The sequence below is a fragment of the Shinella sp. genome (genome assembly GCF_035998705.1).
Classification (GTDB): domain Bacteria; phylum Pseudomonadota; class Alphaproteobacteria; order Rhizobiales; family Rhizobiaceae; genus Shinella.
In genome coordinates this window covers 123,547-139,824 of record NZ_DASYHH010000019.1, presented here as the reverse complement: position 1 = coordinate 139,824, position 16,278 = coordinate 123,547, and the positions used below count along the sequence as shown (strand labels likewise).

The 16,278-nt window shown below is 62.3% G+C and carries 10 protein-coding genes and 3 pseudogenes; 4 read left to right on the top strand and 9 right to left on the bottom strand.

Annotated features, from left to right (window positions below):
- Positions 1-55: 55 nt before the first annotated feature.
- Both VGN93_RS15080 and VGN93_RS15075 read left to right on the top strand, forming a co-directional pair.
- Positions 56-1,171 (top strand): efflux RND transporter periplasmic adaptor subunit, encoded by a 1,116-nt coding sequence (locus tag VGN93_RS15080; protein WP_327508090.1) that lies wholly within the window; start codon positions 56-58, stop codon positions 1,169-1,171.
- Positions 1,171-4,286, top strand: a pseudogene (locus tag VGN93_RS15075) (efflux RND transporter permease subunit). The gene VGN93_RS15080 and the pseudogene VGN93_RS15075 overlap by 1 nt, the downstream one beginning before the upstream one ends.
- 136 nt (positions 4,287-4,422) lie before the next feature.
- Here the strand turns inward: VGN93_RS15075 and VGN93_RS15070 are convergent.
- The 7 genes and pseudogenes from VGN93_RS15070 to VGN93_RS15040 form a co-directional block, all read right to left on the bottom strand.
- Complete coding sequence (locus VGN93_RS15070) at positions 4,423-5,874, bottom strand: ABC transporter ATP-binding protein (RefSeq protein ID WP_327508089.1); 1,452 nt, start codon at positions 5,872-5,874, stop codon at positions 4,423-4,425.
- On the bottom strand, positions 5,871-6,692 hold the full coding sequence (locus VGN93_RS15065) for an ABC transporter permease (protein ID WP_327508088.1): 822 nt from the start codon (positions 6,690-6,692) through the stop codon (positions 5,871-5,873). Before VGN93_RS15065 ends, VGN93_RS15070 begins: the two co-directional genes overlap by 4 nt.
- Positions 6,689-7,627: an ABC transporter permease gene (locus VGN93_RS15060; protein WP_327508087.1), complete on the bottom strand. Its 939-nt coding sequence runs from the start codon at positions 7,625-7,627 to the stop codon at positions 6,689-6,691. The genes VGN93_RS15065 and VGN93_RS15060 overlap by 4 nt, the downstream gene beginning before the upstream one ends.
- Before the next feature lie 11 nt (positions 7,628-7,638).
- Positions 7,639-9,159 carry an ABC transporter substrate-binding protein gene (locus VGN93_RS15055; protein WP_327508137.1) on the bottom strand — a complete coding sequence of 507 codons (1,521 nt, stop codon included), beginning with the start codon at positions 9,157-9,159 and terminating at the stop codon, positions 7,639-7,641.
- Between the two features lie 117 nt (positions 9,160-9,276).
- Positions 9,277-9,415 (bottom strand): annotated as a pseudogene (locus tag VGN93_RS15050) (metal ABC transporter permease); the annotation flags it as partial.
- A gap of 71 nt (positions 9,416-9,486) precedes the next feature.
- Positions 9,487-9,735: pseudogene (locus VGN93_RS15045) on the bottom strand (ATP-binding cassette domain-containing protein); the annotation flags it as partial.
- Positions 9,736-10,539: 804 nt separating this feature from the next.
- Complete coding sequence (locus tag VGN93_RS15040; RefSeq protein ID WP_327508086.1) at positions 10,540-11,349, bottom strand: M10 family metallopeptidase C-terminal domain-containing protein; 810 nt, start codon at positions 11,347-11,349, stop codon at positions 10,540-10,542.
- A 175-nt stretch (positions 11,350-11,524) separates the two neighbouring features.
- Between VGN93_RS15040 and VGN93_RS15035 the strand changes: the two genes are divergently transcribed.
- Together VGN93_RS15035 and VGN93_RS15030 are read left to right on the top strand one after the other, a co-directional pair.
- A complete protein-coding gene (locus tag VGN93_RS15035; RefSeq protein WP_327508085.1) occupies positions 11,525-11,788 on the top strand; it encodes a BON domain-containing protein in 264 nt (87 codons plus the stop codon).
- A gap of 76 nt (positions 11,789-11,864) precedes the next feature.
- The gene (locus VGN93_RS15030; protein ID WP_327508084.1) at positions 11,865-13,508 is read left to right on the top strand and encodes an AMP-binding protein; all 1,644 of its coding nucleotides are present in this window, start codon (positions 11,865-11,867) and stop codon (positions 13,506-13,508) included.
- On the opposite strand, the gene VGN93_RS15025 is transcribed toward VGN93_RS15030, so the two are convergent.
- Positions 13,505-14,776, bottom strand: a complete 1,272-nt coding sequence (locus VGN93_RS15025) for a GNAT family N-acetyltransferase (protein WP_327508083.1) — start codon at positions 14,774-14,776, stop codon at positions 13,505-13,507. The genes VGN93_RS15030 and VGN93_RS15025 overlap by 4 nt on opposite strands.
- Positions 14,766-16,193 (bottom strand): lipopolysaccharide biosynthesis protein, encoded by a 1,428-nt coding sequence (locus tag VGN93_RS15020; RefSeq protein ID WP_327508082.1) that lies wholly within the window; start codon positions 16,191-16,193, stop codon positions 14,766-14,768. The genes VGN93_RS15025 and VGN93_RS15020 overlap by 11 nt, the downstream gene beginning before the upstream one ends.
- Positions 16,194-16,278 lie beyond the last annotated feature (85 nt).

Sequence of the window (16,278 nt, the reverse complement as noted above, 5' to 3'; positions counted from 1 at the left end):
GAGTTAGATCGCAATCTAAATTATCCATGTCGCCGGTCAAGAAGAGAAACTCGAAATGAAACCCAAACATGTCCTGACTTTCGTCGGTCTCGTGGCAGCGGCCGGGGGAGCCGCCGCCTTTTTCCTGTTTTCCGAACCCGACAAGCTGGCGGCCGAGGCTGCTGACCCGAGGACGGTTTCACCCCTGGTCAGTGTGGCTGAGGCAGCGAGGACTGGAACAGCGGAACGCTCGTTTACCGGCGCGGTCGCTTCCCGGGTACAGAGCAATCTCGGATTTCGCGTTCCGGGCAAGATCGTCGAGCGGATGGTGGACGTGGGACAGCAGGTCAGGCAAGGCCAGGCCCTGATGCGCATTGACGAGACTGATCTCCAGCTTGCGCTGACAGCGAAGCGCAATACCGTCACCGCAGCGCGCGCCATTCTGTCCCAGGTGCAAGCAGACGAAAAGCGCTATGCGGCGCTGGTGAAAAATGGTTTGGCCGCCACTCCACAGCGTTATGAACAGGCGAAGGCGGCTCTCGATACGGCAACGGCACAGCTTGCCGCGGCTGAAGCAGATGCCGAGGTTGCGGAAAACGAAGCAGCATACACGGTGTTGCTCGCAGACGCGGATGGAACCGTCGTCCAGACGCTTGGGGACCCTGGCCAAGTCGTGGCAGCGGGCCAGACGGTCGTTCAACTGGCGCAGGCCGGGCCGCGTGAAGCCGTTGTCTGGCTTCCGGAGACCTTGCGGCCGCAGATCGGCTCCGAGGCGCAGGCCAGCGTCTATGGTGGTAATGGGCTCAGCGGGAAAGCCAGACTGCGACAGATCTCGGATTCCGCCGATCCGCAAACCCGTACCTACGAGGCGCGTTATGTTCTCGAAGGCGATGCGGCTTCCGCCCCGCTCGGCTCCACTGTGACAATCAGAATTATGGATACGGACCGCCAGTCTGAGGTCGCCGTACCGGTCGGCGCCATCCTGGATGACGGCAGCCGGACAGGTGTGTGGGTGGTCGATAGCACATCTTCATCCGTGACGTTCACGCCGATCGAAGTGAAGCAGATCGGCGAAGAGACGGCGTTCGTTACCGGGGTGGGGGTTGGCCAGCAGGTTGTCGCGCTCGGCGCACATCTGCTTGAAGATGGCGCGACAGTCAGGATTGCCTCGCAGCAAGAGGCGACAAAGTAATGAGCTTCAACCTTTCCGCCATCGCCGTTCGCGAACGCGCCGTTACCCTGTTTTTTATCGTTCTGCTGGCAGCTGCGGGCGCCTACGCCTTCGTCAAGCTGGGACGTGCCGAGGATCCTTCCTTCACCATCAAGACACTGACGGTCACATCAGTTTGGCCGGGTGCCACAGCGCGCGAAATGCAGGACCTTGTGGCCGAGCCTCTTGAGAAGCGTCTCCAGGAACTCACGTGGTACGACCGTGTCGAGACGACGACGCGGCCAGGCTACGCATTCCTCACAGTCACGCTCAAGGACAATACGCCGGCGTCTGCTGTCGAAGAGGAGTTCTATCAGGCGCGCAAGAAGCTTGGCGACGAGGCCCGAAATTTGCCCCCGGGCGTTATGGGACCGTTCGTCAACGACGAATATTCCGATGTGAGCTTCGGACTTTATGCGCTGAAGGCAAAGGGGATGCCTATGCGTGATCTCGTCCGGCAGGCGGAGGTCATCCGGCAGGACCTGCTGCATGTTCCTGGCATCAAGAAAATCAACATCGTCGGGGAACGACCCGAACAGATCTTCGTCGAGTTTTCCTATGCAAAACTCGCAACACTCGGCATATCGGCACTGGACATCGCCGCAGCCTTGCAGCGACAGAACACAGTCACGCCCGCCGGCTCGATCGACACCCGTGGCCCACAGGTCTTCATCCGGTTCGACGGGGCGTACAACAGCGTGCAGGCGATTGCCGACACGCCGATCGTTGCAGCCGGCCGGACGCTGAAGCTTTCGGATCTGGCGGATGTGCGGCGCGGTTATCAGGATCCGGCAACCTACATCATCCGCCATGAGGGCGAGCCGACAATCATGCTGGGCGCGGTGATGCAGGCGGGCTGGAATGGCCTTGATCTCGGCAAGGCGCTTGAAGCTCGGTCCGCTGCGATCGCGCAGACACTGCCGCTGGGCATGACGCTCACCAAAGTCAGCGATCAGGCCGTCAACATTGACGAGGCGGTCGGCGAGTTCATGCTCAAGTTCGCAATGGCGCTTGGTGTCGTTCTGTTCGTGAGCCTGGTTGCTCTGGGCTGGCGCGTCGGCATCGTCGTGGCGCTAGCAGTGCCGCTGACGCTGGCCGTCGTCTTCTCATCATGCTGGAAACAGGACGGTTCTTCGACCGCATCACGCTCGGCGCGTTGATCCTCGCACTGGGCCTTCTTGTGGACGATGCCATCATCGCGATCGAGGTGATGGTGGTGAAGATGGAAGAGGGCATGGACCGCGTCAAGGCGGCCGCCTATGCCTGGAGCCACACGGCGGCACCCATGCTGTCGGGCACGCTGGTCACGATCATCGGACTGATGCCCGTGGGTTTCGCAAAATCGACGGCTGGAGAGTACGCCGGAAATATCTTCTGGGTCGTCGGTTTCGCGCTCATCGTATCCTGGATCGTCGCTGTCACCTTCACGCCCTACCTCGGCGTGAAAATGCTGCCGGACATCAAGCCGGTCGAGGGCGGCCATCACGCCATCTATGACACGCCGAACTACCGTCGCCTGCGCTCCGTCATCACCTTCGCCGTCCGCCATAAATTCATGGTATGCGCCGTGGTTGGCATCGCCATGGCCGTCTCGGTCGTCGGGATGGGCGGCGTGAAGCAGCAGTTCTTCCCGACATCGGACCGTCCTGAGGTGCTGGTCGAAGTGCGCATGCCCGAAGGCACGAGCATCGAGGCGACGACATCAGCGGTCAAGAAAGTGGAAGACTGGCTACAGACCCAGCCTGAGACAGATATCGTCACCAGCTATGTCGGGCAGGGCGCACCGCGGTTTTTCTTTGCCATGGCTCCGGAATTGCCGGATCCTTCCTTCGCCAAGGTCGTCGTTCTCACGCCCGATGCCCATGCTCGCGAAGAATTGAAGCACCGCCTTCGTGCGGCCATATCGGAGGGTCTTGTTCCCGAGGCCTCCGTGCGCGTGACCCAGCTCGTATTCGGTCCATACACGCCGTTCCCGGTTGAGTTCCGGATCATGGGGCCTGATCAGGATGAACTCTACAGGATTTCCGAGCAGGCTCTGGCAATTATGAAAACCGTGCCCGATGTCCGGCAGGCAAACCGCGATTGGGGCAACCGCACCCCTGTCCTGCGATTCGTCCCAGACCAGGAAAGGCTGAATCTGATTGGTCTTTCACCTTCGGAGGCCGCTCAGCAGATGCAGTTGCTCTTGAGCGGCATCCCTGTCACACAGGTGCGCGACAACATCCGCAACGTACCTGTCGTCGCACGCAGCGCAGGCGAAAATCGCCTCGATCCATCACGGCTTGCGGACTTTTCGCTGATGAGCCGGAATGGTCGCCAGATTCCGCTGGACCAGATCGGGCATTCCGAGATTCGGTTCGAGGAGCCCATCCTGAAGCGCCGCGATCGGACGCCGGTCATCACCATCAGGTCTGATATCAACGAGGCGACACAGCCTCCGGAGGTCTCACAACAGGTGATGAAGGCTCTTCAGCCGCTGATCGCATCGCTTCCCGTCGGATACCGCATCGAGATGGGCGGCAACATCGAGGAATCCCTCAAAGCCAACGTTGCACTCGTTCAGGTCTTCCCACTGATGATCGCAGCTATGTTGATCGTCATCATCCTGCAGGTTCGCAGTCTGTCGACAATGACGATGGTAATGCTGACCGCACCGCTTGGTCTCGCCGGAGTGGTTCCGACCCTGCTCCTGTTCAATCAGCCATTCGGCTTCAACGCTATTCTCGGATTGATAGGGCTCGCAGGCATCCTGATGCGAAACACGCTGATCCTCACGGAGCAGATCAAGGAGAACCAGGCGGCCGGGCTCGACGACTACCATGCTGTCATCGAAGCCACTGTGCAGCGCACACGGCCTGTCATCCTGACTGCTCTCGCGGCAATCCTGGCCTTCATACCTTTGACCCATTCGGTGTTCTGGGGATCGATGGCCTATACCCTGATCGGTGGAACGGCGGCAGGCACGGTGATGATCCTGCTCTTCCTTCCGGCCCTCTACGCCGTGTGGTTTCGGATCAAACCACCCAAAGCCAGAGCAGAGGGGAAAGAAGAAACGGTCGAACATCTGGCTCTGCCGATAGCGCTGGCCGCAGAATAGGGGCGTCCTTGCCACGTCTCATGCTCCCACAGGGCTGCACGGGCACCCAAGTCGAGATGTGGCGCGAGGCCGACGAGAATATCGTTCTCGCACAGGACCACATGTGGATACGCTCCCGTCCATCTGCCTTCCGGTGCTACGTCGAACCCCTAAAGGGCCCAAGATTGACAGTCTCGTCATGAACGACGCCCACGTCGATGAATCGTGTCGAGATCTTTTCGGCAAGATCACGGTCGTGCGTAACCAGCAGGACCGCAAGGCCCGTCTCCTCGACGAGTTCCTGCAAGAATGTGAGAACGTCCTGCTGGCTGACAGGATCGAGGCGAGACGTCGCCTCATCGGCAAAGAGAAAGGCGGGATCAAGCAGAAGCGCCCGCAGAAGCGCGAACCGTTGCAGTTCACCGCCGGAAACCTCGCCCGGCAGGCGATCGAGCAAGGCATCCTGCAAACGCAGGCGCCCGCACAGCACGTCGATTTCGGTCCAGTCCTTGCCATGCAGATGGGCCAGATCTTTCAAGCCCTTGCGTATTGTCTGAAGCGGCGCGAAGGCGGCAGGCGGATCCTGGTAAAGTTTCTGGAACCGTAGTGGCGACAGCGCCGTATCTCTGACGACCGAACCTGCATCGGGCTTGGTCAGGCCGAGCAGGATATTGCCGATCGTCGTCTTGCCGCAGCCGCTCGGACCGACGATGGACACGATCTCGCCAGCGGCCACGTCAATATCGAAGCCGGAAAACAACACCCTGTCGCCATATCGTTTTTCCAGTCCCTGGGCCGTGACGACGGTCTTGCCGGGCGCTGGCCGTATTCGCCGCTCCCATTGCGAAGGCTCGGCGGCAAGAAGCGCCTTGGTATAGGCATGTTCCGGTGCTTCGAGCAGCACTTCGGCGGGGCCATGCTCAACCAGCCGGCCATCCAGCATGACCCCGATCGTGCCGCCGAGCGCCCTGGCAACCGCGACATCATGGGTGATGGTCAGGAGCAATCGTCCCGCCTCCACCTCGTTCTTGAGCCGTGCCGTCACCGAATCCCTCAACGCCGCGTCGAGACCTTTCGTCGGCTCGTCGGCGATCAACAACTCACTATTGGCGGCATGGGCCATGGCGATCGCCGCCCGCTGGCTCATGCCACCGGAGATCTGGAACGGGTAGAGAGCCTCGGCCGAAGAAAGGGAAACCTCGGCCAGATTTTGCCTGGCGGCCGCGGCGCTCTCGATAGCCGTCTTGCCCTTGACGTAGCGATGAACCTCGCCAACCTGCGAGCCGACGCGCATTGTCGGATCCAGCGCCAGCCACGGCTCCTGCGGCAGGAGACCGATGCTTCGGCCCCAGCGAAGGCGACGTTCCGCCGGCGTCTCCTCGAATAGATCCACGCCCCTGAAGATCACGCGCCCCGTAGCGCGCAGGACCGGCGGGAGATTGCCCATGATCGCCTGGGCGACCAGCGACTTTCCAGAGCCGCTTTCGCCAAGCAGGGTCAGTGGCCGGCCCTTTCCAAGTGAAAGCGAGACGTTCGAGACGATTGGTCCATCAGCCGCGCAGATCGACAGGTCGTGAACCGCAAGGTCATTCATCAGTTGGATATTCATGCGCGCTCTCCCTGAGCGAGAAGTTGCAGGCCAAGAACGAGCAGGAAGATCAGGGCGGCCGGAAGCAGCACGTGCACCGGGGCCTCGGCGAAGTAGGGCAACAGTTCAACGATCATGCTGCCGAGCTCCGCCGTTGGCGGTTGCAGGCCGACACTGATCGCGCTCAGGGTCGAAACCGCGATGATGGCGGTCGCCATCGCGAAGGCCGAAAGCATCGCGATCATCGGCGCGATCACCGGCACGACATAATGGGCGAGGATGTAGCGCGAGCCGAAGCCCAGCATGCGCGCCGCCTCGATATGGGGCTGGGCAAGGACTGTCTTGGTAGCCGCCTTCGTCACCCGGTAGAACTCGACCCACAGCGTCAGGGCCAGGCCGAGGAAGAGCGGACCGTAGTTGCCCGGCGAAAAGGCGAGCAGCAGCAAGACCAGCATGAGGCCGGGCAATGCCAACACGATGGTCGCCACGAATTCAAGTCCACGTTCCGTCCAACCGCCTCTCCAGGCGGCGATCAGACCGAACAGGACGCCTGGTACGGCAGCAGCCAGCATGGTGAGAAAGGCCATTCCGAACGACAGGCGTGCGCCATGAGCAAGCCGTGCCAGCAGGCTGCGCCCGTAGTGGTCGGCGCCCAGCAAATAGTCACCACCGATCGGCGCAAGGCTGGCGCCAAAATCCTGGGCGGCGGGATCAACCGGGATGACCGCCGGTCCGATAATGGCAAAACCGCCGAGAATGATCAGCAGACCGGCGCCGGCCAGCCGCGTGGCTCCAACGCCACCTTCAGGCCGCTGATATGTCTGGTCCATCGTGGTCATGCGATCTTCCTCATACGCGGATCGAGCCAAAGCGTCACAAGGTCGACGATGGCGGCGATGGCGACGAACATCAGCCCCATGGTGAGAGCCGTGCCCTGCACCATGGGAACGTCGCGCTCGACGATGGCATGCACCAGCGCATGGCCAATGCCTGGATAGGCAAACAGCGACTCGACCACCACGACGCCTTCGATCAGGTAGATGGCCTGGAGCCCGAGATAGGAGACGACGGGAATGGCCGCGTTCCTGAGCCCGTGCCGCCGCACGACAACCGCCTCCGGAAGACCCTTATAGCGGGCGAAGGCAAAGTACGGCGCGCGCGCCACCGCTGCCACCGCACTTCGGGTTATACGACTCGACATGGCGGCAAGCCCGAGAGCCAGCGTCAGTGCGGGAAGCAGGATCTCCCTTGGGGAACCAAAGCCCGCCGGCGGCAGCCAGCCGAGCTGCCGGGAAAACACCAACATCAGGATCAACCCCAGAACGAAGGGCGGAATGGCACGGAAGGTGACCGCGCCCATAAGACCGACGCGATCAACGGTTCCACCCGGCCTCAGGCCACCGAAGAGGCCGACAATCGGGCCGATCAGCAGCGACAGCATGAGCGCGGCGGCCGCCAACCAGACCGAAGCGCCAAGCTGGACCTGCAGTTCATGGGCCACCGCGCGGCCTGTGACCAGCGAATGACCGAGGTCGAAGCGCGCGAGACTGCCAAGCCATTCGATGAACTGCGCGGCAATCGGACGGTCGAGGCCGAGCTCCAGGCGTACCTTTTCCGCCGCATCGGCAATGCGCGCGTCCGGTCCGTAACGGCCGGCGGCGATGCGCATGGCTGCATCGCCCGGCAGCACGCGCATCAACACGAAGCATAAGGCGCCAACAACGATGGCAACGATCCCGGCCTGCAGGAGGCGCGCCAGAAGAAAATTCCTCATCACCAAGCCCATCATTCTGCCCAGCGGATGGAGGAAAGGCCGTAGTTCACCTCGAGCGGATCGACCTCGACCCCGGCGATGCGCTTGCTGGAAACGATGGCCAACTCTGACCATGTCACGGGGATGCTCGGCAGTTCCTCTTGCAGGATTTCGACGGCACGTTTCTGGAGAGGCGTGCGGACGGCGGGATCGCTTGTCGCGGCCAACTGATCGACGATCGCCTGCATCTCCTTGTTGTCCCAGCCCATCGAGCCCCAGTCGCTTCCGCCCGGCCCGTAATCCTGGAGCAGCGTGCCGACCGGATCGGGCACGATCGAATAGAGCCGCGATACCAGGCCCATCTCCAGCGTGCCGTCCTGATGGCGCGCGGGGATTTCAGAGCTGTTGCCGACGGAAACCTTGACGTCGATGCCGACGTGTCGAAGCTGAGCCTGAAGTGCGGTGGCGATCGGCGGCAGCTCCGGCCAACTTGCATAGGTCAGCATCGTCACGCTGAAGCGTTTTCCATCCTTCTCGAGAATACCGTCACTCCCCGGCGTCCAGCCTGCTGCCTTCAGCAGGTCCTTAGCCTTTTCGAGGTCTTTCTCCAGTGGCTGAACATCAGGTGAGTTCCAGCCTTTCATCGCCGGCGGGAAGAGCTGCGTTGCGGCGAGATCGGCATTGCGCAAAATCACCTTGGTGGTGCCGACCCGGTCGATGGCGGCACTGATCGCCTGCCGCTCCTCGACCTGATCGAAGAAGGGCGATGCGGCATTGACCTTCAGGAGGCGGGTGCGCGGGATTGTGGCAATCAGCACGTCCAGCTTCGGATTGGCTTTCAGCCGGTCGACGGAGACAGGAAGCATGGAGAAGACGAGGTCGGCCTCGCCGCTCTCGGCCATCAGGGCGCGCGTCTCGCCTTGGCCCACGGCAAGATAATTCACCTCCGGAATACCGGGTTCGCCACCCCACCACGCACCGGAAGCCTCCAGTTCGAGCAGCGCCGGCGGCGTGAGGGTCTTCACCTTGTAGGGGCCTGTGCCAACGATCTGCGTGACCTTGCCGACCGCGTCGAACGACGATGGAGCCAGGACGATCGTGCTGAAATGCACGAGATAGGCGGGTAATGCCGAGAACGGCTTGGTCAGCCGTATCTGGATATCCGTGCCTTCAACGCCAATCCCGCCAATAGGCGCCTGCGACAGGACACCGACACCTGCCAATGCCCTTTGCAGGCTGGCGACCGTGGCCTCAGCCGTTACCGGCGTTCCGTCATGGAATTGGGCGTTGCCACGCAACTTGAACGTCCAGACGAGCCCGTCTTGAGAGGCCGTCCAGCTTTCGGCGAGACCCGGAACAAGCGCACCCTCCTTGTCGGTGGTGACGAGCGTCTCGGCGACCTGGAGACGGCTGAAGACGTAGCCGGTCTGGGCCGGTTCGATGCCGGTGATTTCCCACGGGCCAGCCACCTTCAGAGCTTCGGCCTGCGCAAAAGTAACCGGCAGCGATGCGCTAAGCAGGAGTGTGAGGAAAAGCGCTTTCGCAATACGCATGGAATTTTCTCCGTTTCGATTTGATGTCGGTGCAAAACCGTCTCTGTGCCTTGCATCACCAGGATCACGGTCTCTTTCAGAGGGCAGCCGGGCACAGGGCAGGCCAGGTCGATCACGCCTGTGGCGGCGGGAGATGAGGGCACTCGGAAGCATTCCGCGCATCCCGGACCAGGGCGGACACGGCGTAGATGATGCCCGCCGTCAGAATGATGGCAGGACAGGACGGCAAAGACGCGTGATAGGCGAGCAGCAACCCACCGACCGAGGCGTCTCGAAGCCGGTTAATCCAACCGCGTCCAGGCAAACGGAAAGCCTGATCGTGTCGGCCGGAAACGTCCGGTCGAGTTCGGATTGCTGGGCCAGATAGGCAAGGCGCCGAAAACCTGGAACGCAAGCTCCGCTGATCGGCTTCAAAATACCGGCTATGCCTTTCAGCAAGGTGGATTTGCCCGACCCGTTGACGCCAACGACTGCGGTGAGCGAATCCCGTTTCACACCACCGTTCAGGCGATGAACGGCCGCGCGGCCCTGGTAGCCAAGCGTGAGGTTTCCGAATTTCAGGCAAGTGTTGTTCATCGCGTCCTCGGGAATGACAGCGATTGCATAGGTAATGTTATTACGTTCGTCAATCAGAAACGTAACGTAATAACATTTTCACCCGTAGGATCCCCGGCAGCTTGCTACCTGACGTGGATCGTTCAGGAGGATGCAAGCCTGTCCTGCGCGATGTTCCGAGTTTGCTCGACCGTCAGCGCACCTACTTCGGAAAATATGCCCTGCTCGTCGCAAGACGCTATGCGCAGACGAACCCGGCGAACGGCCTGCACGTCCATTGCGTAGGCTTCGATCCTCGCGAGGCGATCAGCTCTTGGGGTCTGTAGACGTCATGCCGTTTGCCTTTTTGGTGCATGTCGTCGCATGCGCTAACGGCTCATTCATAACTTAATTAGCGCATCATAAAATTACATGGACTCCGACCACGCCGAGGTTCACCCTGCCTCGCATAGTCCAGGCTGCGCTTCGACTATCAGCGACTTCAGCTCCGTCTGCCGCCAGAGGCCATTTAGCTGCGTGGGCGTCCATGAGATATCTGATCATCATCGTTACATTGGCTTGCGCCATGGCTTGGGACTTCACGCAAAATCACGGCGCTTACACTTCGCGCACGGTGTTGAACGTGCACCATTTCATCCAGCGCACGCTGTAAGTCGGCTCGCGATCCGAACCGAATCGGCTCCCTCCGAAAAATCGCATTTTAGCGGGAACAAATTTTGCAGAGCCGCATTTTACGGCTGCAACTGCAGACACCCCCGGATGCGGTTGTGAGGGGGACCCGAGAGCGATGTGCACGCTCTTGGGTCTCAACCATCCTGGGCTTTTTCAGAGAATGAAGTCAGCCTTGGTGAAATCGATCGACGCGTCGATGCGGATCGAGAAATCGGCCTTGCCGTCGCCATCGACGTCGCCGTGGACAAAGGTATCCCCGCCCTTCTTCTCGTAGCGCAGCTCACCTGCATCCTTGGAAAAGGCCTTGTTGCCGATGAAGCTGAACGCCTGGTTCTTGGCCAGCGTGGTATCGGCGTCGATCGCTTTCAGGTCGATCCTGTCCTTTTCCGTCTGGCTGAAATCGACGATCGTGTCGCGTCCGGCCGCGGCAACGGTCGAATCCTTCACCGAGCGGAAAACGAACGTATCCGCCCCCGCGCCACCATAAAGCTTGTCGGCGCCCGCACCACCTTCCAGCCGGTCGTTGCCGGCATAGCCATAGAGCGTGTCGTTGCCGGCCCCGCCCCAGAACGTATCGGCATATTTGGTGGCCTTGATGACGTCGTTGCCGGAGAGAAGCGTGTCGAGGAAGGTCTTCGTGCTGCCGCTGTCGAGCGCATCCGAGAGTTTCTTGCCGGCGAGCGACAGTTTTGTAATGTCGAGCAGCGCCTGGCCTTCGGACACAGCCTTGAAAGACGTAATCGTTCCCGACGTAATGCCGGTAACCTCCTTGTCGTCGAAGGTATATTTCAGCTTCGAGCCGCCGATCGCCATGAAATTCTTCGAATCATTGGAGAACTTCAGCAAGCTCGACGTCACCTTTTCGTTCTCGTAGTCGAGCACGTCATGCAATTTTTCCGAAACGAACTTGCTGAAATTGGCGCCGGATTTCGATGTGAAACCGCTAATATTGATGGAACTCATAAACATACCCTCACTGGCTATGGGCAATGCTTAACGCGGCTCCCGAGGCCCGGCAACAACCGTTTCGGCACAGACCTGCCCAACATCGAAGCACCCCTAACCATCCCTTAAACCGCCATGAACAAATCCGATCTTTCAGCGTTGTCTACTGAACCCACCACAGAGGAGTGCGGGCATGGTCTTCAAGGAAGGCACCTTCAAGGGCGAACCGCCCGAACATTTCGACGGCCCCCACCCCGCCTGGCTGGAGACCGCGGTGGCGGACGCCCTGTCGCTGGCCGGCGACGTGGACGCCTCCGACATCACCGTGACCTGCAAGGGCACGCGCATCATCCTCACCGGCAGCGTCGGCTCGCCCAAGGAGGCGGATCGGGCAAGCGCGATCGCGGCCTCGCTCAAGGACGTCACGGAGGTGGACAACCGCCTTTCCTGGCTCTGAGCCTTACAAAAAGCCGCCATTGCCGGTGGCCCCTCCGGAATGCTAGGTGCAATGCAGCAAACTGGAGTGCCGCCGGATGCTCGCCGAGAGATCGACCTATGATGCGCTGTACCGGGATTTCCGCTGGGAGATCCCCGAACGGTTCAACATCGGCACCGCGGTCTCCAATGCCTGGGCGGCGCGCGAACCGGACCGCGTCTGTCTCCAGCATTTCCTGCCCGACGCCCCATCGCTTTCGCTCACCTATGGCGAACTCGCTTCCCGCTCGGATGCCTTTGCGGCAGCGCTTGCCGCTGAAGGGGTGAAAAAGGGGGACCGCGTCGCGATCCTTCTGCCACAGGGCTTCGAGACGGTGATCGCCCATGTCGCGACCTACAAGCTCGGCGCCATCGCCCTACCGCTTGCTCTGCTCTTCGGCGCGGACGCCCTGCTCTACCGGCTGAAGAATGCCGAAGCCAGGGCGATCGTCACCAACCGGTTCGGCGCCGAGCGCCTGCAGCCGATCCGCGAGGAGCTTCCGACGCTGGAACTGGTGGTGACCACCGACCCGGTCGCCGATCCCGCGGAAAAATCCTTCCATGACCTCGTCGCCCGGCATGCCGGCCCGTTCGAGGCCATCGACAGCGGACCGGACGATCCGGCGATGATGATCTATACCTCCGGCACGACCGGCCCGCCGAAAGGCGCGCTGCACGGCCACCGCGTGCTGCTCGGCCATGTGCCGGGCTTTCAGATGCACCACGAATTCCTGCCGCAGCCCGGCGACCGCATCTGGACGCCGTCCGACTGGGCCTGGGCGGGCGGGCTTCTCAACGTGCTCCTGCCGGCGCTGCTGCTCGGCGTGCCGGTCGTCTCCTCGCCCGGCCAGAAATTCGATCCCGACATGGCCTATCGCATCATGCAGGACATGGACGTGCGCAACGCGTTCATCCCGCCGACGGCGCTGAGATTGATGAAGTCGGTCGCCAACCCGCGCGGAAAATATCGGCTGAATCTCCGCACCATCGGCTCGGCCGGCGAATCGCTCGGCCGCGAGACGTGGGAATGGGTGCGCGATACGCTCGGCATCACCATCAACGAATTCTACGGCCAGACCGAGTGCAACATCGTGCTCGGCTCGGTCGGCAAGCTCGGCGTCTCGCGCCCGGGGCCGATCGGCAAGCCGGTGCCGGGCCATGTCGTCGCGATCGTCGATGCCAACGGCCGGGAAGTGCCGCGCGGCACCGTGGGCCAGGTTGCCGTGAAGCGGCCCGACCCCGTGATGTTCCTCGGCTATTGGAAGAACGACAGGGCAACGGCTGAAAAATTCGTCGGCGATTGGCTGACCACCGGCGATCTCGGCCGCATGGACGAGGACGGGTACGTCACCTTCTTCGGCCGCGACGACGACGTCATCACCTCGTCGGGCTACCGCATCGGGCCGAGCGAAATCGAGGATTGCCTTGCCGGCCACCCGGCCGTGCAGCTCGCCGCCGCCGTCGGCAAGCCGGATCCGCTGCGCACCGAGATCGTCAAGGCCTATGTCGTGCTGCGCCCCGGCCAGGTGCCCTCGGAGGCGCTCGCCGCCGATATCCGCGAATGGGTGAAATCGCGGCTCTCGATGCACGAATATCCGCGCGAGGTGGAGTTCGTTGACAGTCTCCCGTTGACGACCTCGGGAAAAGTCATCCGCCACCTGCTGCGCAAGCGTGCCGCAGACGAGACCTCCTTCGCCGCTTAACGCCTGGCGAGCGACCGGATCTTGTCGCGCAGCAGCCGCGCGACATTGCGCGTGTTGCGATAGAGGTGAAGCTGGGCCGCCACCTGCCGCACGTCGCGGTCGCGGTTCTGTTGCAGGCCGACGACGAGCGTGCCCATGTCCTCGCGCTCTTCCCAGAACCGGCTCATCACCGGATGGTCCGGCACCGCGCAGGAATCCGAGCGCGCGATATTGGCGTCGTCGAGGTGCCATTCGGTAAGCTCCGCGATGAGCAGCTTGCCCGGCGAATATTTCGAAAATTCCTCGTCATAGGCCGTCTTCCACGTATAGGCCTCGCCGCCCGTCATGAAGACGATCATCGAGGCGATGGCGCGGCCGTCGAGGTCGAGCGTGTGGATACGCACGCCGTCGGTCTCCGCAAGGTTGCTGATCGCCTCACGGGCGAAGGCGGCGCGGTAACGGTCGTTGATCATCGCCGTGCGCCCACGGCCCTTCCAGCCGGCGGCCTCCAGCAGCAGGAATTCCTCCATGCGCAACCGGATGTCGGCGGGCTGGCGGGCGACATTGTAGCTGAGCGCACCCAGCTGATCGAGCTTGCGCCATTGCCGGCGCAGCTCGCGAAAATGCTCCGGCGTGATCGCCTTCTGCAAATAGGTCTGGCCGTCGAGCAGGCTTTCCAGCATCGGCCGGCGATAGGTATCGGTGACGGTGACCGGCAGGTTGCGACCAATCGCCACAGCGCGCATCAACTGCGCGAAGGCGCCATCGAGGCGCAGGTCCGGCAGGACGAGGATCGGCGGCAGGCCGGTGCCTGCGCTGCCGAGCGCATCCAGCAGGTTGTCGAGCGTCTCGGCCGCCTCTTCCGCGTCGACGAGCGGCGTGCCGAGCGGCCCGAACGGGTTGGACCAGGCGCGAAGAATGCTGGAGCCGATGGAGAAACCCGGCTTTTCGACGGAGAACGGCATCAGGAAGCGCATGCGGCTGCGCCCGTTGCTCTCGTCACGGATGACGGAGAGGCGCACCGTGCGGTCTTCCAGGCGCGGCATGGCGGGTGCCAGAAACCGGCCGGTGAAGAAGACGTTCGGCTCCATGACGCGGTTCGACAGGAAATCGAGCTCCTGCTGCAACTCGTACCCCGCAGTCGCGGGATAAAGCGCGAGCGAGCGGCCCGGACGGCCGACGGCGACGCGTTTGTCCGCCGGCGGCTGCGCCAGCGGCGGGGCCGGCGGGATGGCGGCCTGGGCACGTCCTGCCGCAATGGCGTGGTCGAAGCCGTGGCTATCGGTCATGGTGGTCCATCCCGTTGACAAGGCTCGCCTTCACCGGATTGGCGAAGGCGAAGAGAATGATGGAAAGTTTCGTGCGCACCGCGAGGTGCAGCAACACCGCCTCGACGATCATGGCGCTGGTGGTGGCGATCGCCGCACCCGTCAGGCCGTAAAGCGGAATGAGCGTGACGTTGAAGGCGATGTTGGCGGTGAGCGCCACCGCATAGACGGCGACGCAAAGTTTTTGTTCGCCGGACATGGTGAGCAGCACCTCGCCCGGCCCGACGAGCGCCTTGGCGACAATGCCGACGAACAGGATGAACATCAGGCTGTAACCCGCCGTGAAGGCCGGCCCGAACAGCGACAGCAGGAAATGCCCGACCAGCAGCACGCCGCCGCCCACCAAAAGCGAAGGCCAGAAGGTCCAGCGCGCGGTCTCGCCGGCAAACCGCGCGAGCGCCATGCGGTCGCCGGCGGAAAACATCGCGGAAAAACGCGGCGCGGCGGCCGCCTTCACCGAGAAGAACACGAAATGCACCAGCGCCATCGTCTTGGCGGCTGCGAAATAGATGGCGACGCTTTCCGGATCGAGGAACAGGCCGACGACGAGGACGTCGGAATTCGTCAGCATGAAGCCGAAGCCTTCGATCAGGAAGATCGGCAGCGCGGCCCTGATCCACAGCGAGAACTCGATCTTGCGCGGCCCCGCGACATAGCGTTTCCCCAGCCGGCGCACGATGTTGAAGAACTGCACGACCGTGGTGAGATAGGTGGCGGCAAGCGCCGCGACGATCGCCGTCAGCGCCGTATGCGGCGCGTCCAGCGCGATGGCGAGCATCATGAAGACGAGGATCAACAGCGGGCGCACGATATAGGTCGGGCTCAACGCCACGACCGCCCAGCTATGCGCGCGCGCCGTGCTTTCGAGCACGTCGCCGAGCGCGATCATCGGCATGCAGAACAGGCCGATGAACAGCGGCACGAGATAGTAGCCGGCGAAGGATTCGTGAAAGAGCCAAAGGCACAGGAGACCGGCGGCAGCCAGCCCCGTCGACGTCAGCATGGCGAAGATGCGCGCGGTCGAGGTGAGGCCGCGAATTTCCGCATATGCGCTGCGCCCGACATAACCCGGCAGGAAGCGCACGATCGTCGTATGGATGCCGAGGCAGGAGAGATCGCCGAAAATGACGACGAGCGCCCAGACGAAGACGAAGATGCCGTATTCGAACTCGCCCATCACCCGGGCGAGGATGATCTGCGAGATGAAGGCGATGGCCGCGCTGACGACGCGGATGGCGAAGGCGATGAGCGCCATGCGCTGGGCTAGGTTGCGGGGATCGTCGCTGGCGAGCGTGGCGGCAAGCGCGCGTACCAGCGGCTCCGCCTTGCCGCGCAGGCCGGATGGCAGCAACTTTTCCGCCGACTGAATGACCGCCATCAACACAGGAACCCGAACGCTACGCGAGACTATACAAAGGCCAGTCTTGTCAGATCAGGGTTAACAAACGGTTGGGTGGGGCCAT